We start from the raw sequence: 20,607 nt of genomic DNA, 5'->3' as shown, positions 1-20,607 counted from the left end.
GGTGAGCCTCAGCCGTAGAAGACGCGCTCCATGACCACCCGGGCCCGGCGGCCGGTCCGCAGGTAGAGCTCCTCCAGCTCCGCACCCGACGCCGGCGGGAAGCCGAGCATCCGGGCCAGTCCGTTGAGCGCGCGCCGGTCGTGCGGCAGGACGTCCGCCATCGCGCCGCCCGCCCGCCCCGTCCAGAGCACGATGGCGTCGCGCAGGCGCGAGGACAGCAGCCAGGCCTCGCGCAGGACGTCCGCGTCGGCGTCGGCGAGGAGCTCCGCCTCGACCGCGGCCCCGAGGGCCTCGAGCGTCGACGGCGTCCGCAGCGCGGGTACCTCGTGCGCGTGCAGGAGCTGCAGCAGCTGGACCGACCACTCGACGTCGCTGAGCCCGCCCCGGCCGAGCTTGAGGTGGCGCGCCGGGTCCACGCCGCGCGGGAGCCGTTCGGCCTCCATCCGGGCCTTCAGGCGCCGCACCTCCTTGACGGACGCGGTCGCCGCGCCGCCCTCGGGGTAGCGCACCGGGGCGACGAGCTCGACGAAGCGCTCCCCCAGCCCGACGTCGCCGGCGCACGGTCGCGCACGCAGGAGGGCCTGGGCCTCCCACGGCGACGACCACCGCTGGTAGTACTCGGCAAACGAGGCGAGCGTGCGGACCAACGGGCCGTTGCGCCCCTCCGGACGCAGGTCGGGGTCCACCTCGAGGGCAGGCTCGGCGCCGGTGGCGCCCAGCATCGACCGCAAGCGCGTCGCCATCGCGCTCGCCTGCGCCTGGGCGCGGGTCTCGTCGGCCCCCGGCAGCGGCGCGTGCACGAACATGACGTCGGCGTCCGAGCCGTAGCCCATCTCGCCGCCGCCGTACCGGCCCATGCCCACGACGCACAGCCGCGTGAGGAGGCCGTCGGTCGCCTCGACCTGCCGTTCGACGACGCGCAGCACCCCCTGGATCGCGACGTCCGCGGCGGCGGTCAGCGCCGTCGACGTCTCCGGCACGGCCCGCAGCGCCAGCACCTCCGCCACGGCGGTCCGCGCGAGCTCACGACGCCGCAGCGCACGCAGCAGGGTCACGGCCTCGCCGTCGTCCGGGGTCCGGGCGAGCAGGGCGGTGGCCTCCGCGGCGAGCCGGTCGCGGTCGCGCGGCACGAGCTCGGCGTCGTCGTCCAGCCAGGCGATCGACTCCGGTGAGCGGGCCAGGGCGTCCGCCACGTACCGCGAGGAGGACAGGACGCGGGCGAGTCGCTCCGCGGCCGCGCCGGAGTCGCGCAGGAGCTTGAGGTACCAGTGCGTCGAGCCGAGCTCGTCCGACACGCGGCGGAACGAGAGCAGGCCGGCGTCCGGGTCGCTGCCCTCGGCGAACCACCCCAGCAGCACCGGCAGGAGCTGACGCTGGATCGACGCCCGGCGGCTGACACCCTCGGTCAGGGCCGTGATGTGACGCAGCGCGCCCGACGGGTCGCGGTAGCCGATCGCCGCGAGGCGGGCCCGCGCGGCCTCGGGGGCCAGGGAGACGTCCTCGGGTGACAGGCGCGCGGTGGCCGGGAGGAGGGGGCGGTAGAAGAGCTCCTCGTGCAGGCGCCGGACGTCCCGGCGCACGGTCCGCCACTGCTCGAGCACGGCGTCGCCGCTCTTGAGCCCGATCGAGCGGGCCAGGCGGCGCAGCTCGCCGTCGGCCGTCGGCATGAGGTGCGTCCGCCGGAGCCGGTGCAGCTGCAGGCGGTGCTCGAGCACCCGCAGGGTGCGGTAGCAGACGCCCAGGCGCGCGGCGTGGTCCCGGCCGACGTACCCGCCGGCGGCGAGCGCCGCGAGCGCGTCGAGCGTGGTCGGGCTGCGCAGCGCCTCGTCCGTGCGGCCGTGCACGAGCTGCAGCAGCTGCACCGTGAACTCGACGTCCCGCAGGCCGCCTGCGCCGAGCTTGATCTGCCGGTCGGCCTCGGCCGCCGGCACGTTGTCCTCGACGCGCCGACGCATCGCCTGCGCGTCCTCGACGAAGTGCTCCCGGCCGGCTGCGGCCCAGACCATCGGCGCGATCGCCGCACGGTAGGCCTCGCCGACCTCGCGGTCGCCCGCGACCGGGCGCGCCTTGAGCAGCGCCTGGAACTCCCACGTCTTGGCCCAGCGCTCGTAGTACGCGACGTGGCTCGCGACGGTCCGCACGAGCGGTCCCTGCTTGCCCTCCGGCCGCAGCGCCGCGTCGACCGGCCAGAGCGCCGGCTCGCCCGACGGCGCGGAGCAGACGCGCGCGAGCGCCGTGGCGAGCCGTGCGGCGACGGCGAGGCCGTCGGACTCCTCGACGCCGTCGGCGGGCTCGGCGACGTAGATCACGTCGACGTCGCTCACGTAGTTGAGCTCGCGCCCACCGCACTTGCCCATCCCGATGACCGCGAGCCGGGCCGCCGCGTGGTCCGGATGCTCGCCGCGGGCGACGGCGAGAGCGCCCTCGAGCGCGGCCGCGGCCAGGTCGGCGAGCGCTGCGGCGACGTCGGGCAGGACGGCGGCGCTCGGCTCCCGGGCGGCGACGTCGCCCGCCGCCACGAGCAGCAGGCGGCGCCGGTACGCGCGGCGCAGCGCGTCCGTGCCGCCCTCGCCCGTCAGGCCCGCCACGGTCACGGGCGGACCGCCCGGGACGTCGACCTCGACCGCCTCGACGGCGTCGAGCAGCTCCCGGCGGACGGCCTGCGGATCAGGCGTGAGCAGGTCCCGCTCGCCGATCGCGAGGGCGTCCTCGGGGTGGCGCGCGAGGTGGTCGCCGAGCGCGGTCGACGCCCCGATGACGCCCAGCAGGCGGTCCCGGGCGACGGAGTGGGTCCGCAGGAGCGTCCGCAGGTCGTCGGCGACGGAGGTGCCCGCGGCGGCCTCGAGCAGCCGCGCGAGCGTGAGCAGCGCCTCGTCGGGCGACGCGCACGTGCCCAGCGCACCGAGCAGGGGGGCGCCGTCGTCCAGGCCGCCCACCGCCACACGCAGCTGCGGCTCGGCGAGCAGCCGCTCGGCGCGCTCGGGGTCGGCGAACCCGAGACGCACCAGGGTGCCGCGCAGCGTGCCGGCGGGGCGACCTGCGGACGGGACGGTCACGTGAGTGGACCCGGCGCTCAGAGGAGCGGCAGGTACCGCGTGAGCTCGTAGGGGGTGACCTGCGCGCGGTACGCGTCCCACTCCTGCCGCTTGTTGCGCAGCACGAAGTTGAACACGTGCTCCCCGAGGGTCTCGGCCACGAGCTCGGAGTTCTCCATGATGGAGATCGCGTGCTCGAGAGAGGACGGCAGGGGCTCGATGCCCATCGCCCGACGCTCGGCCCCGGTGAGCTCCCACACGTCGTCCTCGGCGCCGTCGGGCAGCTCGTATCCCTCCTCGATGCCCTTGAGGCCCGCGGCGAGCAGGACGGCGAAGGCGAGGTAGGGGTTCGTCGCGGAGTCCACGCCCCGGTACTCCACACGCGTGGAGTTGCCCTTGCCGGGCTTGTACAGCGGCACCCGCACGAGGGCCGACCGGTTGTTGTGCCCCCAGCAGACGTACGACGGCGCCTCGGCCCCGCCCCACAGGCGCTTGTAGGAGTTGACCCACTGGTTCGTGATCGCGGTGATCTCCGCCGAGTGCCGCAGGAGGCCGGCGATGAAGTGCCGGGCGGTCTGCGAGAGCTCCAGCGGAGCGCTGGGCTCGTAGAACGCGTTGCGGTCGCCCTCGAACAGCGACAGGTGCGTGTGCATGCCCGAGCCCGGGTGGTCCCCCAGCGGCTTGGGCATGAAGGACGCGAAGAGGCCCTGCTCGAGCGCGACCTCCTTGACGACCGTGCGGAAGGTCATGATGTTGTCCGCGGTCGTGAGGGCGTCGGCGTAGCGGAGGTCGATCTCGTTCTGCCCCGGCCCGGCCTCGTGGTGGGAGAACTCCACCGAGATGCCCATGGACTCGAGCATCTGGATCGCGGCCCGCCGGAAGTCGTGGCCGGTGCCGCGCGGCACGTGGTCGAAGTAGCCGCCCGCGTCGACGGGGACCAGGGGCTGGGCCGGGTCGGCCGGGCCCTCGAAGAGGTAGAACTCGACCTCGGGGTGCGTGTAGAAGGTGAAGCCCTTCTCCGACGCGCGGGCGAGCGCGCGCTTGAGCACGTGCCGCGGGTCCGCCGCCGACGGCTGACCGTCGGGCGTCAGCACGTCGCAGAACATCCGCGCGGTGCCGTGCGTCTCGCCGCGCCAGGGCAGCACCTGGAACGTGGACGGGTCCGGCTTGGCCAGCATGTCGGCCTCGTACACGCGGGTGAGGCCTTCGATGGCGCTGCCGTCGAACCCGATGCCCTCGCCGAACGCCGACTCCAGCTCCGCGGGCGCGACCGCGACCGACTTCAGGACGCCCAGGACGTCGGTGAACCAGAGACGGATGAAGCGGATGTCCCGCTCCTCGACGGTGCGGAGCACGAACTCCTCTTGCCTGTCCATGGCCCACATCCTGCTACACCCGTGTTGCCGGGATGTGTCGGCGCGACGTCGGCGCACCGGGCGCGGTCGGCGCGCGCCCCTCAGCGCCCCCTTCCCGCCCGCTCGGACGGCGCCGTGGGCGGTCGTCGCTAGTGTTGCCGCATGGTCCGCATCGCCCTCGCCCAGGTGGATCCGTGCGTCGGGGACGTGACCGGCAACGCCGCGCTCGTCCTGGAGTGGGCGGCTCGTGCCGCCGAGGCCGGCGCCGGCCTGGTCGTGTTCCCCGAGATGGTGCTGACCGGCTACCCCATCGAGGACCTGGCCCTGCGCGACTCGTTCGCGCGCGCCGCCGACGCGGCCCTCGCCGAGGTCACGTCGGGGCTCGTGGCCCGCGGGCTCGGCGACCTCACGGTCGTGCTCGGCACGCTGGGCCGCAGCGCGCTGCCGGGGCGGGAGGGCCGCCCGACCAACCGGGCCGTCGTCGTGCGCGGCGGCGCCGTGGTGGCCACCTACGACAAGCACCACCTGCCCAACTACGGCGTCTTCGACGAGTACCGGATCTTCGCGCCCGGCGACGCCGGCTGCGTGGTCGAGGTGCCGCGCGCGGGCGGCGGCACCGCGCGCGCGGGCATCGTGGTCTGCGAGGACATCTGGCGCGACGGCGGCCCGCTGCCCGCGATGGGCGACGCCGACCTGCTGCTCGTGCTGAACGGCTCGCCCTACGAGGAGGGCAAGGTCGGGGTGCGGGCCGAGCTCGCCGCGCGACGCGCCGCCGAGGCGGGGGCGCCCGTGGTGTACGTGAACCTCGTCGGCGGGCAGGACGACCTGGTCTTCGACGGCGGCTCGTTCGTGGTCGGCGTCGACGGCACGGTGCTCGCGCGCGCGCCGCAGTTCGCCCCGCACCTGCTGGTCTGGGACCTGCCGGACGACGGCGCCACGCCCGGTCGCCTGGCCCCGCCGATGGACCCCGACGCCGAGGTGTACGCGGCGGTGGTCACGGGCCTGGCGGGGTACGTCCGCAAGAACGGCTTCCGCTCGGTCGTGCTCGGCCTGTCGGGCGGGATCGACTCGGCGCTCGTGGCCGCGATGGCCGCCGACGCGGTGGGCGGGGAGAACGTCGTCGGGGTGTCGATGCCGTCCCGCCACTCCTCCCAGCACTCCAAGGACGACGCCGAGGACCTGGCCCGCCGGATCGGGGCCGACTACCGCGTGCAGCCGATCGAGCCGCTGGCGGCAGCGTTCCACGGCGAGATGGACCTGCCGGGCATCGCCGGGGAGAACCTGCAGGCGCGGATCCGCGGCGTGATCCTCATGGGCCTGTCGAACGTCGAGGGGCACCTCGTGCTCGCGACGGGGAACAAGTCCGAGCTCGCGGTCGGCTACTCCACGATCTACGGCGACGCCGTCGGCGGCTTCGCGCCCCTCAAGGACGTCGACAAGTCACGGGTCTGGGCGCTGGCGCGCTGGCGGAACCAGGCGGCGCTCGACGCCGGCGAGATCCCGCCGATCCCGGAGAGCTCGATCACCAAACCGCCGTCGGCCGAGCTGGCACCCGGCCAGATGGACACCGACTCGCTGCCGCCCTACCACCTGCTCGATGAGGTGCTCGACGCTTACGTCGAGCACGCCGAGGGCCGCGACGAGCTGCTCGCGCGGGGCTTCGACGCCGCCGTCGTCGACCGGGTCCTCGCTCTCGTGGACCGCGCGGAGTGGAAGCGCCGCCAGTACCCGCCGGGGCCCAAGGTGACCGCCCTGGCGTTCGGGCGCGACCGCCGCCTACCTGTCACCAACCGCTGGCGCGAACCGAAGGGAGATCCCCGATGACGGATCAGCACGGCCCGCAGGCCACCCCCGACCAGCAGCCGGCCAAGCCGCGCCGCGTCCGCGTGCACCACCTGCGCGAGGCGAAGGAGCGCGGCGAGAAGATCACGATGCTCACGGCGTACGACGCGCCGACCGCCCGCATCTTCGACGAGGCGGGCACCGACGTGCTGCTCGTCGGCGACTCCCTGGGCGACAACTTCTACGGGTACGCGAACACGCTGCCGGTGACGGTCGACGAGATGGTGCACCACACGCGGGCCGTGACCGGGGCGGTGCAGCGCGCGCTCGTCGTCGCCGACCTGCCGTTCGGCAGCTACGAGGACTCCCCCGCGCACGCCTTCGCCTCCGCCGTCCGCCTGATGAAGGAAGCGGGCGCGCACGCCGTGAAGTTCGAGGGCGGCCGGCGGGTCGCCGACCACGTGCGGCTGCTGACGTCGTCGGGCATCCCCGTGATGGGGCACCTGGGGTTCACGCCGCAGTCGGAGAACGTCTTCGGCGGCAAGCGGGTCCAGGGCCGCGGGAACGACGCCGCCGAGCGGCTGTCCGAGGACGCGCTCGCGCTGCAGGAGGCGGGCGCGTTCGCCGTCGTGCTGGAGATGGTGCCCGCGCCGCTGGCAGCCCGGATCACCGAGATCCTGGCGATCCCGACGATCGGCATCGGTGCCGGCGCCGCGTGCGACGGTCAGGTGCTCGTCTGGGCCGACATGGCCGGCCTCTCGACGTGGACTCCGCGGTTCTCCAAGCAGTTCGGGAACGTGCGCGAGGAGATGGTCCGCGCGGTCACGGCCTACAACGCGGAGGTCCGCGGCCAGGTCTTCCCGGACGACGCCCACAGCTTCCTGGAGTAGCGGCGCCCACCGCCGGCGTCACGGCGCCGCCGGGCCTGCGTCCTTCGGCCACTCGTCGTCGTTCCAGCGGCGGTCGTCCTCGTCCCAGGCCTCGTTGCGCGCGGCCGCCGTGTCGAAGGCGCGCTGAGCGGCCTCCCGCGTCGGGTACGGGCCCATCCTCTGGGCACCGGGGCTCTGCCTGCCCTGCTCGACGGCACCCGTGGCCAGGTCCACCCAGAACTCGTGGGCCCCGGCGGGCGCACCCGTGCCCGTCCCGCCCTGTCCGGCGCCGCCATCCCGCCATCGCCCGAACCACCGTGCGATCGGTCCGCCCCGCTCCGTCATCGGTCCCCTCCGCGCTCGGCGACACCCCCCTTCCGTAGACTGCCATCCATGTCGACGACGCACGCGCCGGAGGGCACGCTCCGCCCGGGAACCGTGTCCCCCCTGCGCGCGGTGCCGTCGCGCGTACCGCTGCCCGAGTACGTGGGGCGGGACCACGAGCGGCAGGTCGGTGGCCTGGTCAGCGACGCCGAGACCATCGAGCGCATCCGGAGGGCCGGCCGCATCGCGGCCCAGGCGATCGCCGAGGTCGGCCGCCACGCGGTGCCGGGCGTGACCACCGACGAGCTCGACCGGATCGGCCACGAGTTCGTGTGCGACCACGGCGCCTACCCGTCGGCGCTGCGCTACCGGCCGCACCCGTCGTCGACCGAGTTCCCCAAGTCGATCTGCACGTCGGTCAACGAGGTCATCTGCCACGGCATCCCCGACTCCACGGTGCTGCGGGACGGCGACATCGTGAAGGTCGACATCACCGCGTACCTCGACGGGGTGCACGGCGACTCCTGCGTCACCTACCTCGTCGGCGACGTCGACGAGGAGTCCCGCCTGCTCGTCGAGCGCACCCGTGAGTCGCTCGACCGAGCGCTGAAGGTCGTCGCCCCCGGGCGCGAGCTCAACGTCATCGGGCGGGTCATCGAGCGGTACGCCGCGCGGTTCGGCTACGGCGTGGTCCGCGACTTCACCGGGCACGGCGTCGGGGAGATGTTCCACTCGGGGCTGGTGGTGCCCCACTACGACGCCGCGCCGCAGCACGCGACAGTGATGGAGCCGGGCATGGTGTTCACGATCGAGCCGATGCTCAACCTCGGCACGCACGAGTGGGAGATGTGGGACGACGGCTGGACGGTCGTCACCCGGGACAAGCGCCGCAGCGCGCAGTTCGAGCACACGCTGGTCGTCACCGAGACCGGCGCCGACGTCCTGACGCTGCCATGAGCGCCCAGCGGCTCGGCCGGCCGACGCACGCGTTCGGCATCGACATCGGCGGCAGCGGCATCAAGGGCGCGCCCGTCGACCTGGCGACCGGCGAGTTCACCGCGGACCGCCTGCGGATCCCGACGCCGCAGCCCGCCACGCCCGAGGCGGTCTCCGTCACGGTCGCCGAGCTCCTGGGCTCGTTCGACCTGCCGATGGGGACGCCGATCGGTCTGACGTTCCCGGCGGTGATCCAGCACGGCGTCGCGCGGACCGCGGCGAACGTCGACGACGCGTGGATCGGCACCGACGTCCCGGCCGCGATCCGCGAGACCACCGACCGCACCGTGGTCGCCGTCAACGACGCGGACGCCGCCGGCTACGCCGAGACCCTGTACGGCGCGGCCAAGGGCGTCGCCGGCACGGTGCTCGTCGTCACGCTCGGGACGGGTATCGGCTCGTGCCTCGTCGTGGACGGCACGCTCGTGCCCAACACGGAGCTCGGGCACCTCGAGGTCGACGGCGCGGACGCCGAGACCCGCGCGTCGGACGCGGCGCGCGAGCGCGACGGGCTGGACTACGCCGCGTGGGCGCTGCGGCTGCAGCGGTACTTCCGCGCGGTGGAGGACCTGCTCTGGCCGGACCTCATCGTGGTCGGCGGCGGCGTGAGCAAGAAGCATGAGCAGTTCCTGCCGCTGCTGGACCTGCGCACTCCCATCGTGCCGGCCGCGCTGCGCAACGCGGCCGGCATCGTCGGCGCAGCGGCGCTCGCCGCCCACGGCACGGCGCTGGACTGAGGCGGAGCCGACGATGACGCAGGCGTCCCGGGCGTCAGGCGGCGCCCCGTTCGGCGACCTCTTCGTGCTGCGCCGACCAGGCAGCCAGGAGGACGACGCGTGAGACCGCTCGTGGACGTCGCGCCGGGTGTCGCGGTCGCCACGGCGGAGATCTGGGCGACGACCAGCACGCTGGTGGTCGCGGACGACGGCACGTGCCTCGTCGTGGACCCGGGCGTCAGCGTGGCCGACCTGGCCGGCCTGGCCGACGCCGTCGCTGCACGCGGCTGGCGCGTCACGGCGGGGTTCTCCACCCACCCGCACTGGGACCACGTCCTGTGGTCGGCGCGTCTCGGCGACGCGCCCCGCTGGGCGACGCCGGACGCCTGCACCGTCGCGCGCGAGACCCGTGAGGCGCTCGTGCGCGAGACCGACGCCGACGCACCGGGCCACGACCACGTGCTCACGGGACGCCTCACGGCGCTGCCCGACGCCGCGGGGCCGGACGGAGCGATCCCCTTGCCCTGGTCCGGGCCGCGCGCGCTCGCCCTCCCGCACCGCGCCCACTGCCCGGGCAGCGCGGCCCTCCTCCTGCCGGGGCCGGGAGCGCTGTGCGCGGGCGACCTGCTGTCCGACGACGAGGTGCCGCTCCTCGATCTCGACTCGCCCGACCCGGTGGGCGACCATCTCGCGGCGATCGCCATGCTCGAGGCGACGATCGACCGGCACGGCGTCCGCGTGGTCATCCCGGGCCACGGGACGGTCACCGACGCCGCAGGAGCGCACGCACGCGCGGGGCGGGACCGCGCCTACCTACGGGGGCTGATGGCCGGCGACACGGTGACCGACGACCGGCTCGCCGACCCGTGGGTGGCGGCTCAGCACGAGCGCCAGCTGCTGTGGGCGCGCGGCGGCCGCCCGCCCGAGGCGTGAGCCTGGCGACCTATCAGTCGCCCGGGGTGCGCGGGGCCGGGACCACGACGGCGGGAACGCCGAGCACCGCGTACACGGCGCCACAGGCCGGGCACTCGACACGGAGGCTCTCGTCGCGGCCGACGGCCAGCGGCCGCAGGCTCTGCCCCGTCGTCGCCACACCCGAGCCGAGGGTCGCCGGCACGCGCAGACCTGCCGCGAGCCGCCGGGCGACATCGGGGTCGAGGCCGGCCACGCCGCTCTGCACGCAGCCAGGGCAGACCGCGGTGATGCCCGCGCCCAGGCCGATGGGTCCGTCGTCCGCGACATAGCGGTCCCGCGCGTAGGGCCAGCCGCCGGCGAGAAGCCATGCCAGCGCGCCCAGCCCAGCCAGGATGAGAAGGGTGCTCTCCCCCATCGATTGCCTCCCGCCCACAGGCAACACCGTTGTGACCCGCCGGTCTGCCGGACCGGTGGCGGCGAGTCGAGCTCGGCCGTGACTCCAGTATCGACACACTCCGACCCGAACGTGAGGTCATCGGGGAAAAAGAATCGGTCTTGGCCGGTTCAAAAGCGCGCCAAGCGCTAAATCGATGCGGCCCGCCTGTGGCCAAGCGCCGGGAAGGTCAGGGGCAAGGCGGGCCCGCCCGCGCCACGGACGCCGCGCACCCGACGCGTCCGCGCGCCGCGCGGGCCCCCGCCGAGCGGGGCGGATGAGTCGGCCGGTACGCCGGGTTCTGTCCCGGCGCCCGAAGGCGCCGGTGGCGGCCATCCATCTCGGGTGTACGTTGCCGCACACCTCCAGCGGCCTACCCGGGAGCTCGGGCGAGCAGCCCTCGAACGCTCCCTGTCTGGCCTTGCTCCGGGTGGGGTTTGCCGAGCCGCACCGGTCACCCGGTGCGCTGGTGGGCTCTTACTCCACCGTTTCACCCTTGCCGCCCGGCCTGGCCGAGGCCCTGCCGGATGGCGGTCTGTTCTCTGTGGCACTGTCCCGCGGGTCACCCCGGGTGGGCGTTACCCACCACCCTGCTCTGCGGAGCCCGGACGTTCCTCGGCGGGGTCTCCCCCGACGCGGCCGCCTGGCCGACTCATCCGCAGCCCCAGCGTAGCGGCCGATCAGGCGTCGGTCGGCATCCCGACGACGGCGACCTCGCGCGCTCCGTCGGCCCACCACCGCACGATGCTCACCGACGCGGGCGCCACCCGCACCGACCCCCACACCGCGCTCGACACGCCCAGGGTCACCCCGATCGCCGACCGGATGGCCACGGAGTGGCTCACCACGACGACGGTCCGGTCCACGCCCCCGGCCAGCAGACCCTCGAGACCCGCCCGCACGCGGTCGCCGACGTCGTCCATGGACTCCCCGCCCGGGGCGCGGTAGTCCGCCTCCCGGTGCCACCGCTGCAGCTCGCCCGGCCAGCCGGCCTCGATCTCGTCGGGAGCCTTGCCCTCCCACGCGCCGAAGTCCGCCTCCGCGAACAGCGCATCGGTCGTCACGTGCAACCCCATGCGACGCCCGACGGCGGCGGCCGTCTCCTGCGTGCGCACCATCGGTGAGGCGACGACGGCCGTCGGCCGGGGCAGGTCCGGCCAGACCTCCCGGCCGATCCGGAAGACCAGGTCGGCCGCCTGCGCAGCCTGCGTGCGGCCGTGCGGGCTGAGCGACGGCCCAGGGACCGACGAGCCGGAGTAGGCCTTGGCGGCCGTCATCGCCGTCTCGCCGTGGCGCACGAGCACCACGGTGAGCGGCTCCTCGTCGTCGAACCGGACGAGCGCGCCGCTGGGCCGCCGTTCGCGCGCCGGGCCGCGAGCGGACCCGCGGGTCATCGTGCGGCGTCCGCGCCCCGCACGAGGATGCGCCCGCACTCGTCGCAGCGCACGACCTCGTCCGCCGGCAGCGCCGTGATCCGCGCGAGCTCGCTGGCGTTCAGCTCGAGGCGACAGCCCTCGCAACGGTGGCCGCGAAGTGCCGCCACGCCGCTGCCGAGCTGGGCGCGCAGCTTGTCGTACAGGGCCACCAGCCCTGCGTCGAGCCCTTCCGCCGTGGTCGCCCGCTCGGCGACGACGGCGGCGGCCTGGGCGTCGAGGTCGGCGAGCGCGCTGTCGAGCTCGGCGGACGCAGCGGCGCGGTCGGCACGGGCCGCGTCCGCCTCCGCCTCGAGCGAGGCGAGCTCGCCCTCCAGGGCCTCGAGTCGCTCCATGACCTCGATCTCGACGTCCTCGAGGGCCGCCTTGCGGCGCGCGAGCGCCTCGAGCTCGCCGCTGAGGGCCTGGACGTCCTTGACGCTCACCTGCCCGGAGTCGACGCGCGTCTGGTCCCGCGCCGCGCGCGAGCGGACCAGCTCGACGTCCGCCTCGGCCTTGGCGAGCTCACGGCGTGCGTCGCTGACGGCCGTGCGGGCCACCACGAGCTGCTCGTCGAGCTGCGCGACCCGTGCGGAGAGCTCCTGCACGGTCGCGCGCTGGGGGTGGGAGGCCCTGGCGTGCGCGATCTGCTGAGCGCGCGTGTCGAGGGCCTGCACGTCGAGCAGGCGGAGCTGGTCGGCCACAGGGGCTGACGTCACGGCTGACCTCCGGTCGGGGACGGGACGTGCGCGGTCCAGGGATCGGTGCGGACGGCGCTCACGCGGGTCTCCACCGTAGTGCCGAGAGCCCGGACGTCGTCGGCCAGGTCCGCGGCCGCGCGCGCCAGCCAGGGCCACTCGCTGGCCGAGTGCGCGACGTCGACCAGGAACGGCCGCCCGTCCTCGGGCACCCGGCCCTCCCGTGCGGCCTCGAAGCGGGCCCGCTCGCGCAGCTCGAGGGCCGGGTGGTGACGCAGGTCGCCCGTGACGTAGACGTCCGCCCCGGAGCTCCGGACGGCGTCGAAGAAGGAGTCACCGGAGCCACCCACGACGGCCACGCGCCGCACCGGTGCCGCCAGGTCGCCGGCCACGCGCACGCCTTGCGCGGTCGGCGGCAGCACCTGCGCGACCCGCCGGGCGAAGTCACCGAGCGTCATCGGCGCCGGCAGGTCGCCGACGCGCCCACCCCCCGAACGTCCCGCGAAGGAGGCCAGCTCGAGGACGTCGAACGCAGGCTCCTCGTACGGGTGCGTGGCACGCAGGGCCGCGACGACGCCGTCGCGCAGGCGACGCGGGGCCACCATCTCCACCCGGGCCTCCTCGATCCGCGTGACGAACCCGCGTTCGCCGATCGCCGGCTCCGCCCGCTCCCCCGGGACGAAGGTGCCGATCCCCGTCGTGGTCCAGGCGCACCGGTGGTACTCACCGATCGCACCGGCGCCCGCGGCGGCGAGGGCGTCGACGAGCCGCTCCTCGTCGGCGACGGGCACCATCACGACGACCTTGTCGAGCGGTTCCGTCGGCCGCGGGACGAGCGGCGCGCGGTCCCCGACGCCGAGCGCCGCGGCGAGGGCGTCGGGCACGCCGCCGTCGGGGGCGTCGGCGTTCGTGTGGGTCACGTGCAGGGCACACCCGCCACGCACCAGCCGGTGGACCGCGGCCCCCTTGCTCGTCGTCGCGGCGACGCCGTGCACCGCGCGGAGCAGGAGCGGGTGGTGCGTCCACAGCAGGTCCGCGCCCCACTCCAGCGCCTCGTCCACGACGGCCGTCGTGGCGTCGATGGCGAGCAGCACGCGCCGGACCGGCTGGTCCGGGTCGCCGCACACCGTCCCGACGGCATCCCAGGACTCGGCGAGCCCCGGCGGGTAGCGGCGCTCGAGCAGGCGGACGACGTCGGACAGGCGCGCGGCGCCGGCGGCGGACGCCGGCTCGGGCACAGGCTCAGCGGCACGGCTCACGTGGCCACGGTACCGGGCGCCGGTCCACCGCCGACCGGTCGCCGGCGCCGACGCGACCACGGGGTTTGCCCGAGGAGACGGGTGCGTGACACCGTGCGCGCGGGGGTGAGGAGATGACCGCAGACGTGCAGCAGATCCTGGACGAGGCCGCGGAGCGCATCGGCGGCGCGACGTCCTGCAGCGTGATCCTGCGCATGGAGCTCGGGCTACGGCGGGTCGCCAGCTCGGACCCGCGGGCCGCGGCGTGCGACGACGCCGAGGTCGCCGAGCGCGGCGGTCCCTGCGTCCTCGCGATGGACCAGCTCTCGGGCGTCATCGTGCCGGACGTCTCGCTCGAGACCCGCTGGGCGGGGTGGGTCGCGGCCGCGCAGGCCGGCGGCTTCCGGTCCGGCGCCGCCCTGCCCGCGTACGTGCAGGACGGCGTCACCCTCGCACTGAACCTGTACGCCGAGACGCTGGACCCGTGGGACGCGGAGGCGCTGGTGCGGGCCGACGGGTTCGCTCAGGAGCTGGCGCGGGCGGTGCGGGAGCACGGCCTGGCGGGGCGCTGACGATCCTGGCGCGCTGACGAAGGGGTGGGCCCGGCCGGCCTCGAACCGACGACCTCCGCGGTGTAAGCGCGGCGCTCTGACCACCTGAGCTACAGGCCCGGCGGGTCAGCCTACCGGTGCCGACGCCGCTGCCCTAGGGCTGCCGGCCAGACCGCCACGCCCGGTGCTGCTACAGGCCGGCCAGCGCGGCTCGGTAGGCGCCGAGCTCCCGCGCCTCGCCCGGGCCGTTGACGATGCGCCAGCGGACGATGCCGTCGGCGTCGACCAGGAAGCTGCCGCGCAGCGCCATCCCGGCGGCGTCGTCGAAGACCCCGTACGAGCGGGCCGCGGCGCCGTGGGGCCAGAAGTCCGAGAGGAGGTCGAAGCCGAACCCCTCCTCCTCGCTCCACGCCCGCAACGCGTACCGCGGGTCGCACGAGACGCCGAGCAGACGGACGCCGACCGCCTCGAAGTCCTCGATGTTGTCGCGCAGCTCCGCCAGCTCGGACGTGCAGATGCCCGAGAACGCGAAGGGGAAGAAGACCAGGACCACCGGCGTGCCGCGCAGCCCCACCAGGGACACGGGCGTGCCGTGGGCGTCGGGCAGGACGAACTCCGGGGCGGGGTCGCCCGGGCGCGGGACCGGCGTCGGCGCGCTCACTTGCCGCGGCTGCGGGTTCCCAGCCGGGTGGCGGACCAGTCCGGCGCGATCGACAGGGTGCTGGTGGCGTGCAGACCGGCCGTCGTGGCGGCCTCCTCGATGTCCATGTGGTCGACGTGGCCGCTGCGTCCCGCCTTGCGGGTGAGCAGCCAGATCAGGCCGCGACCGTCGTCGAGGCTCGCGTGCACGTCGACGAGGGCGTCGGTGAGGTCGCCGTCGCCGTCGCGCCACCAGAGGATGACGCCGTCAGCGATGTCGTCGTAGTCCTCGTCGACCAGCTCGCCCCCGACGACGCCCTCGATCGCGTCCCGCAGGTCGCCGTCCACGTCGTCGCCGTAGCCGAACTCCTGGATCACCTGTCCTGCGGTGAAGCCCAGCCGCGCAGCGCCCGCGCTGCTACCGAGCTCCTCGGTCCCGCCCACTGTGTCTGCCCGTTCCCTTCGTCCCCGTTCGCGGGCCCTCGCCCGCGTCCCTGGCGGTAAGCCCACCGCATGGGGGCGGTCCGTGGCAAGCCGTGCCGCGCGGAGCGGCGCCGAGTTCCGGTCGGTGACGCCGCCGCAGGTGTGACCGACGTCGCGCTACGCCGGAGGCGAACCGACGGGTCGCGGTGTGACTTCGCGGGGGGAAGAGGGCGACAATGGTCCTACGACCAAGGTCCCGTACCCGGCACCCACCGGCGGGGGCCGGGTACGGGACACGCACCGCGGCGACCGGCCGGTGCGACGACAGAGGTGAGGATCTCGGTGGCAGCACGCGACACGACCGGCCCGCTCATCAACGGACTCCTGAGCCAGGTGCCGGACATCGACCCCAGCGAGACGGACGAGTGGGTCGAGTCGTTCGACGGCCTGCTCGACGAGCGCGGCGGCCCCCGGGCCCGCTACGTGCTCCTGAGCCTCCTCAAGCGGGCGCGCGAGCGGAACGTGCCCGTGCCCAGCTACCTGACGACGCCGTACGTCAACACGATCGGCGTGCACGAGGAGCCGTACTTCCCCGGCGACGAGACCCTCGAGCGCGCGTACCGCCGCCTGATCCGGTGGAACGCGGCCGTCATGGTCACCCGCGCGCAGCGACCCGAGATCAGCGTCGGCGGTCACATCTCGTCCTACGCGTCGGTCGCGACGCTCTACGAGGTCGGCTTCAACCACTTCTTCCGCGGCAAGGACCACCCGGGCGGCGGCGACCAGGTCTACTTCCAGGGTCACGCCTCCCCCGGCATCTACGCGCGGGCGTTCCTCGAGGGCCGGCTGTCCCCGGACCAGCTCGACGCGTTCCGCCAGGAGGTCTCCAAGCCGGGCGGCGGCCTGTCCTCCTACCCGCACCCGCGGCTCATGCCGGACTTCTGGGAGTTCCCGACCGTGTCGATGGGCCTCGGCCCGTCGTCGGCGATCTACCAGGCGTGGGTCAACAAGTACCTGCACAACCGCGGGATCAAGGACACCTCCGCCCAGCGCGTGTGGGCGTTCCTCGGCGACGGCGAGATGGACGAGCCGGAGAGCCGCGGCATGCTGCAGCTCGCCGCGCAGCAGCAGCTCGACAACCTGACGTTCGTCGTCAACTGCAACCTGCAGCGCCTGGACGGCCCCGTGCGCGGCAACGGCAAGATCATCCAGGAGCTCGAGGCGTTCTTCCGCGGTGCCGGCTGGAACGTCATCAAGGTGGTCTGGGGCCGCGAGTGGGACGCGCTGCTCAACGCGGACAAGGACCGCGCCCTGGTCAACCTCATGAACGTCACGCCCGACGGCGACTACCAGACCTACAAGGCCGAGAACGGCGCGTTCGTCCGTGAGCACTTCTTCGGGCGCGACCCGCGCACCAAGGCGCTCGTCGAGCGGATGACCGACGACGAGATCTGGGCCCTCAAGCGCGGCGGCCACGACTACCGCAAGGTCTACGCGGCCTACGCGGCCGCCACGCAGGCCACCGGCCAGCCGACGGTCATCCTCGCCAAGACCATCAAGGGCTACGGCCTCGGCAGCCACTTCGCGGGGCGCAACGCGACGCACCAGATGAAGAAGCTGAAGACGGACGACCTGAAGGCGCTGCGCGACTTCCTGCACATCCCGCTGGACGACGCCCAGCTCGAGGACCCGTTCAACGCGCCGTACTACCACCCCGGCGCGGACGCCCCCGAGATCCGGTACATGATCGAGCGCCGCAAGGCCCTGGGCGGGTTCCTCCCGGAGCGCCGCAGCACCTTCGCGCCGCTCGCCCTGCCCGACGAGAAGCCGTACGAGGTCATCAAGAAGGGCTCGGGCGCCCAGCAGGTCGCGACCACCATGGCCTTCGTCCGGCTCCTCAAGGAGCTCATGAAGGACAAGGAGTTCGGCCAGCGGATCGTGCCGATCATCCCCGACGAGGCCCGCACGTTCGGTCTCGACGCGGTCTTCCCGACGGCGAAGATCTTCAACACGCTCGGGCAGAACTACCTCGCCGTCGACCGCGAGCTGATGCTCTCCTACAAGGAGTCGGAGAGCGGCCAGGTGCTGCACACCGGCATCAACGAGGCGGGGTCGGCGTCGGCGTTCCAGGCCGTCGGCACGTCGTACGCCACGCACGGCCAGGCGCTGGTGCCGTTCTACATCTTCTACTCGATGTTCGGCTTCCAGCGGACCGGCGACCAGTTCTGGGCGGCCGGCGACCAGATGACGCGCGGCTTCATCATCGGTGCCACCGCAGGCCGGACCACGCTCGCCGGCGAGGGCCTGCAGCACGCGGACGGCCACTCGCCGCTGCTCGCGCAGACCAACCCTGCCGTCGTGCACTACGACCCGGCGTGGGCGTACGAGATCCGGCACATCGTCCGTGACGGCATCCAGCGGATGTACGGCACCGACGACCCCCGCGACCCGGACGTCATGTACTACCTCACGGTCTACAACGAGCCGATGCCGCAGCCGGCGGAGCCGGAGGACGTCGACGTCGAGGGCATCCTGCGCGGCATCCACCGCGTCCACCGCGCCGAGGGCGAGGGCCCGCGCGCCCAGATCCTCGCGTCCGGCGTGGGCGTGCCGTGGGCGCTCGAGGCCTCCGAGCTGCTGGCGCAGGACTGGGGCGTTCAGGCCGACGTGTGGTCGGTGACGTCGTGGAACGAGCTGCGGCGCGACGGGCTGGCGGCGGACGAGCACAACTTCCTGCACCCCGAGGCCGAGGCGCGCGTGCCGTACCTCACCGCGAAGCTGCAGGGTGCGCAGGGGCCGTTCGTGGCGACGAGCGACTACAACCACCTGCTGGCCGACCAGGTCCGGGCCTGGATCCCCGGTGAGTACGCCACGCTCGGTGCGGACGGCTTCGGCTTCTCCGACACCCGCGCGGCGGCACGGCGGCACTTCCACATCGACGGCCCGACGACGGCTGCGAAGGTGCTCCAGCTCCTCGCGCGCCGCGGCGAGGTCCCCGCGGAGGCCGTCGCCCAGGCGATCGAGCGCTACCAGCTGCACGACGCGCGGGCCGGCCGCTCCGGCACCGCCGGCGGCGATTCCTGACGCACCGCACGAGCAACGGCGGGGGCCCCGGACGCATCGTCCGGGGCCCCCGCCGTTCGTCGTCGGCGCGTCGGCCTCAGGTGCCCGCGATCCGCTGCTCGGCGTGCGCGACCATCGCCTCGAGCTCGGGGCGCAGCGCGGCGACGGCGGCGTGGTCCGGGTGCAGCTCGAGGGCGGCGAGGTGCTGCTTGGCATCCAGCGGCCGGTCCGCCTCGACCGCGGCGAGCACGAGCTGCCGGGCGATCTCGACCGGCTGCTCCTTGACGCGCCAGTGGCCCACGCCGAGGCCGAGCGCCTCCACGGGCATCCCGGCGTCACGCAGCATCTGGAGGCCCTCCACGAGCGCGTGGCCGGCGGGGTCGCGCTCGGCGGCCGTCGCCAGCCTGCGCAGCGCGCCCTCGTGGTCGTCGTGGATCGACAGCCGAGCGAGCTCGATGAGCGGGTACCAGGCGCGCGGGTGCCCGGCCAGCTCCTCGGCCAGCGACCACACGGCGAGGTCCGCCGCGCGCTGCTTCTCCATCTCGTCCTGCGGTGCGGTCAGCGGGTCCCCGTCCGTGCCGACCTCCGCGGCGCGACGGCGCACCATCTCGGCCAGTGCCCCGAACGCCTTGGCGTCGTTGGGGTCCTCGCTCAGCTTGATGCGCACGGCGTCCTCGCGGACGCTGTCCCGGCGACCGATCGAGGTCGGCCGTCGCAGACCGACCTTGTAGCCCGACGCCGGACGGCGCACGAGTCGTCGCAAGCGTGGGAGGAAGTCCATACCCCGACGATAGCCGCCCGTGACCAAACCGCACCGGCTCAGCGGGACCCCGATGCCGGCCAGGCAGGAGGCCAGACCGGAACCTTGTGGGGTCCCTACAACGGCGCGCTGTGCCCGAGGCCCCCGGTCCCCCTATCCTCGTCGACATGCCAGCGCCCACGCGTGATCAGGCCCACACCCTGCGTCGGCTGCACGACGGGAGCGGACTGCTCTCCGCGGCAGCCTCGCGCAAGCTGGACGAGGGACTGCCCTGGTACCGGGCACTGCCTGCTGAGGACCGGTCCTGGGTCGGCCTGGTCGTCCAGGCGGGCATCTCCAGCTTCATCACGTGGTTCGCGGACCCGAGCAGCCCGCCGACGGGGGCGAACGAGATCTTCGCGGCCGCCCCGCCCGAGCTCACGCGGTCGGTCTCGCTCCAGCAGACCCTGCAGCTGGTCCGGATCCTCGTCGAGGTGGTGGAGGACCACAGCGACCGGCTCGCGGCTCCGGGCAGCGAGCGCGACCTCCGGGAGGCCGTCCTGCGCTACTCCCGCGAGGTGGCCTTCTCCGCGGCCGAGGTGTACGCCCGCGCGGCCGAGGCCCGCGGCGCGTGGGACGCCCGCCTCGAGGCCCTCGTCGTGGACGCCATCGTCCGCGGCGACGCGGACGACGCCCTGCGGTCGCGCGTCGCCGCACTCGGCTGGAGCGGCCACGGTCAGTCGCTCGTCATGGTCGGCACCGTGGCCCAGCCGTTCGACGACGTCCGGGCGGCCGAGCTTCGGCGGGCGACGCGCCGCGCGGCGGACGACGCGCTCGTCGGCATCCACGGTGACCGCGTGGTGGTGGTCCTGGGGGGCGAGGGCGACCTGCGCGCGGGCGCGACGTCGCTCGTCCCGCGCTTCGGCCCGGGTCCCGTGGTCATCGGCCCCGTCGTGACCGGGCTCGAGCACGCGGGCGCCTCGGCGGCGGCGGCGCTCGCCGGGCACGCCGCCGCCCGGGCCTGGCCGACCGCGCCGCGTCCGGTGGCCGCCGACGACCTGCTTCCCGAGCGGGTGCTCGTCGGTGACGCGATCGCGCGTCGCACGCTCGTCGAGCAGGTGTACGCCCCGCTCGCCGCGGCCGGCGGCTCCTTGCTCGAGACGCTCGCGGCGCACGCCGAGCACGGCCGCTCGCTCGAGGCCGCCGCCCGCGTGCTCTACGTGCATCCGAACACCGTGCGGTACCGGCTGCGGAAGGTGGCCGAGGTCACCGGCTGGGACCCGCTCGACCCGCGCGAGGGCTACGTGCTGCAGACGGCGCTCGCGCTGGGGCGCCTCGACGGCGCCTCCTCCTGAGGGGTGCGGGCACGAGCACGAGCGTGCGTCGGCGGCCGTTGTAGGGAGCGCACAAGGACTCTCC

18 protein-coding genes, 1 tRNA gene and 1 other RNA gene are annotated in these 20,607 nt (G+C 74.4%); 8 read left to right on the top strand and 12 right to left on the bottom strand.

Annotated elements, in window-relative coordinates:
• Positions 1-8: 8 nt before the first annotated feature.
• Together AFE02nite_RS01815 and AFE02nite_RS01810 are read right to left on the bottom strand one after the other, a co-directional pair.
• Positions 9-3,056 (bottom strand): bifunctional [glutamine synthetase] adenylyltransferase/[glutamine synthetase]-adenylyl-L-tyrosine phosphorylase, encoded by a 3,048-nt coding sequence (locus tag AFE02nite_RS01815; protein WP_146818972.1) that lies wholly within the window; start codon positions 3,054-3,056, stop codon positions 9-11.
• Between the two features lie 17 nt (positions 3,057-3,073).
• Entirely contained in the window at positions 3,074-4,411 is a 1,338-nt protein-coding gene (locus tag AFE02nite_RS01810) for a glutamine synthetase family protein (RefSeq protein WP_034245263.1), read from the bottom strand.
• A gap of 141 nt (positions 4,412-4,552) precedes the next feature.
• Here AFE02nite_RS01810 and AFE02nite_RS01805 point away from each other — a divergent pair, with 141 nt between their 5' ends.
• Both AFE02nite_RS01805 and panB read left to right on the top strand, forming a co-directional pair.
• Entirely contained in the window at positions 4,553-6,214 is a 1,662-nt protein-coding gene (locus AFE02nite_RS01805) for an NAD+ synthase (RefSeq protein ID WP_034245260.1), read from the top strand.
• Positions 6,211-7,062 carry a 3-methyl-2-oxobutanoate hydroxymethyltransferase gene (panB, locus tag AFE02nite_RS01800; protein ID WP_052113594.1) on the top strand — a complete coding sequence of 284 codons (852 nt, stop codon included), beginning with the start codon at positions 6,211-6,213 and terminating at the stop codon, positions 7,060-7,062. The genes AFE02nite_RS01805 and panB overlap by 4 nt, the downstream gene beginning before the upstream one ends.
• Positions 7,063-7,080: 18 nt before the next feature.
• Here panB and AFE02nite_RS17655 read toward each other — a convergent pair whose 3' ends face one another.
• Positions 7,081-7,386, bottom strand: coding sequence for a hypothetical protein (locus AFE02nite_RS17655; protein WP_261765511.1), 306 nt, complete (start codon positions 7,384-7,386; stop codon positions 7,081-7,083).
• A gap of 39 nt (positions 7,387-7,425) precedes the next feature.
• On the opposite strand from AFE02nite_RS17655, the gene map reads away from it, so the two are divergent.
• The 3 genes from map (at position 7,426) to AFE02nite_RS01780 (ending at position 10,010) form a co-directional block, all read left to right on the top strand.
• Positions 7,426-8,322, top strand: a complete 897-nt coding sequence (gene map, locus AFE02nite_RS01790; RefSeq protein WP_034245280.1) for a type I methionyl aminopeptidase — start codon at positions 7,426-7,428, stop codon at positions 8,320-8,322.
• Positions 8,319-9,098 carry a polyphosphate--glucose phosphotransferase gene (ppgK, locus tag AFE02nite_RS01785; protein WP_034245257.1) on the top strand — a complete coding sequence of 260 codons (780 nt, stop codon included), beginning with the start codon at positions 8,319-8,321 and terminating at the stop codon, positions 9,096-9,098. The genes map and ppgK overlap by 4 nt, the downstream gene beginning before the upstream one ends.
• Before the next feature lie 99 nt (positions 9,099-9,197).
• A complete protein-coding gene (locus tag AFE02nite_RS01780) occupies positions 9,198-10,010 on the top strand; it encodes an MBL fold metallo-hydrolase (RefSeq protein WP_052113592.1) in 813 nt (270 codons plus the stop codon).
• A 13-nt stretch (positions 10,011-10,023) separates the two neighbouring features.
• Here AFE02nite_RS01780 and AFE02nite_RS01775 read toward each other — a convergent pair whose 3' ends face one another.
• The 5 genes from AFE02nite_RS01775 to AFE02nite_RS01755 form a co-directional block, all read right to left on the bottom strand.
• Complete coding sequence (locus tag AFE02nite_RS01775; RefSeq protein ID WP_034245254.1) at positions 10,024-10,407, bottom strand: hypothetical protein; 384 nt, start codon at positions 10,405-10,407, stop codon at positions 10,024-10,026.
• A gap of 292 nt (positions 10,408-10,699) precedes the next feature.
• Positions 10,700-11,080: RNase P RNA component class A (gene rnpB, locus AFE02nite_RS01770), an RNA gene on the bottom strand.
• 25 nt (positions 11,081-11,105) lie between these two features.
• Complete coding sequence (locus AFE02nite_RS01765) at positions 11,106-11,819, bottom strand: histidine phosphatase family protein (protein WP_052113591.1); 714 nt, start codon at positions 11,817-11,819, stop codon at positions 11,106-11,108.
• Entirely contained in the window at positions 11,816-12,556 is a 741-nt protein-coding gene (locus tag AFE02nite_RS01760; protein WP_034245251.1) for a zinc ribbon domain-containing protein, read from the bottom strand. The genes AFE02nite_RS01765 and AFE02nite_RS01760 overlap by 4 nt, the downstream gene beginning before the upstream one ends.
• On the bottom strand, positions 12,553-13,794 hold the full coding sequence (locus AFE02nite_RS01755; protein ID WP_261765366.1) for a Nif3-like dinuclear metal center hexameric protein: 1,242 nt from the start codon (positions 13,792-13,794) through the stop codon (positions 12,553-12,555). The genes AFE02nite_RS01760 and AFE02nite_RS01755 overlap by 4 nt, the downstream gene beginning before the upstream one ends.
• A 113-nt stretch (positions 13,795-13,907) precedes the next feature.
• Between AFE02nite_RS01755 and AFE02nite_RS01750 the strand changes: the two genes are divergently transcribed.
• Positions 13,908-14,345 carry a GAF domain-containing protein gene (locus AFE02nite_RS01750; RefSeq protein WP_052113590.1) on the top strand — a complete coding sequence of 146 codons (438 nt, stop codon included), beginning with the start codon at positions 13,908-13,910 and terminating at the stop codon, positions 14,343-14,345.
• Positions 14,346-14,370: 25 nt separating this feature from the next.
• Here the strand turns inward: AFE02nite_RS01750 and AFE02nite_RS01745 are convergent.
• The 3 genes from AFE02nite_RS01745 to AFE02nite_RS01735 all read right to left on the bottom strand — a co-directional run bounded on the left by AFE02nite_RS01745 (position 14,371) and on the right by AFE02nite_RS01735 (position 15,407).
• Positions 14,371-14,444: transfer RNA gene (locus tag AFE02nite_RS01745), tRNA-Val, on the bottom strand.
• A gap of 70 nt (positions 14,445-14,514) precedes the next feature.
• The gene (locus AFE02nite_RS01740) at positions 14,515-14,985 is read right to left on the bottom strand and encodes a peroxiredoxin (protein ID WP_034245249.1); all 471 of its coding nucleotides are present in this window, start codon (positions 14,983-14,985) and stop codon (positions 14,515-14,517) included.
• Positions 14,982-15,407 (bottom strand): DUF3052 domain-containing protein, encoded by a 426-nt coding sequence (locus tag AFE02nite_RS01735; protein WP_034245246.1) that lies wholly within the window; start codon positions 15,405-15,407, stop codon positions 14,982-14,984. Before AFE02nite_RS01735 ends, AFE02nite_RS01740 begins: the two co-directional genes overlap by 4 nt.
• A 321-nt stretch (positions 15,408-15,728) precedes the next feature.
• On the opposite strand from AFE02nite_RS01735, the gene aceE reads away from it, so the two are divergent.
• A complete protein-coding gene (gene aceE, locus AFE02nite_RS01730; RefSeq protein WP_034245243.1) occupies positions 15,729-18,470 on the top strand; it encodes a pyruvate dehydrogenase (acetyl-transferring), homodimeric type in 2,742 nt (913 codons plus the stop codon).
• 76 nt (positions 18,471-18,546) lie between these two features.
• Here the strand turns inward: aceE and AFE02nite_RS01725 are convergent, their stop codons facing one another.
• Entirely contained in the window at positions 18,547-19,230 is a 684-nt protein-coding gene (locus AFE02nite_RS01725; RefSeq protein WP_034245240.1) for a hypothetical protein, read from the bottom strand.
• Positions 19,231-19,376: 146 nt separating this feature from the next.
• Between AFE02nite_RS01725 and AFE02nite_RS01720 the strand changes: the two genes are divergently transcribed.
• Complete coding sequence (locus AFE02nite_RS01720; protein WP_146818971.1) at positions 19,377-20,543, top strand: PucR family transcriptional regulator; 1,167 nt, start codon at positions 19,377-19,379, stop codon at positions 20,541-20,543.
• Positions 20,544-20,607: the final 64 nt, after the last annotated feature.

This window comes from Actinotalea fermentans (assembly GCF_007991475.1).
In the GTDB taxonomy this organism is placed as follows: domain Bacteria; phylum Actinomycetota; class Actinomycetes; order Actinomycetales; family Cellulomonadaceae; genus Actinotalea; species Actinotalea fermentans.
Note: the sequence above shows the minus strand (reverse complement) of the source record. Positions and strands in the feature narration are given on the sequence as shown.

What these genes read in the sequence shown, in the direction of transcription:
- AFE02nite_RS01765 (WP_052113591.1), bottom strand. Translation starts at nt 11,819, where the DNA reads ATGACCCGCGGGTCCGCTCGCGGCCCGGCGCGCGAACGGCGGCCCAGC.
- panB (WP_052113594.1), top strand. Translation starts at nt 6,211, where the DNA reads ATGACGGATCAGCACGGCCCGCAGGCCACCCCCGACCAGCAGCCGGCC.
- AFE02nite_RS01810 (WP_034245263.1), bottom strand. Translation starts at nt 4,411, where the DNA reads ATGGACAGGCAAGAGGAGTTCGTGCTCCGCACCGTCGAGGAGCGGGAC.
- AFE02nite_RS01775 (WP_034245254.1), bottom strand. Translation starts at nt 10,407, where the DNA reads ATGGGGGAGAGCACCCTTCTCATCCTGGCTGGGCTGGGCGCGCTGGCA.
- AFE02nite_RS01725 (WP_034245240.1), bottom strand. Translation starts at nt 19,230, where the DNA reads ATGGACTTCCTCCCACGCTTGCGACGACTCGTGCGCCGTCCGGCGTCG.
- AFE02nite_RS17655 (WP_261765511.1), bottom strand. Translation starts at nt 7,386, where the DNA reads ATGACGGAGCGGGGCGGACCGATCGCACGGTGGTTCGGGCGATGGCGG.
- ppgK (WP_034245257.1), top strand. Translation starts at nt 8,319, where the DNA reads ATGAGCGCCCAGCGGCTCGGCCGGCCGACGCACGCGTTCGGCATCGAC.
- AFE02nite_RS01720 (WP_146818971.1), top strand. Translation starts at nt 19,377, where the DNA reads ATGCCAGCGCCCACGCGTGATCAGGCCCACACCCTGCGTCGGCTGCAC.
- AFE02nite_RS01805 (WP_034245260.1), top strand. Translation starts at nt 4,553, where the DNA reads ATGGTCCGCATCGCCCTCGCCCAGGTGGATCCGTGCGTCGGGGACGTG.
- AFE02nite_RS01750 (WP_052113590.1), top strand. Translation starts at nt 13,908, where the DNA reads ATGACCGCAGACGTGCAGCAGATCCTGGACGAGGCCGCGGAGCGCATC.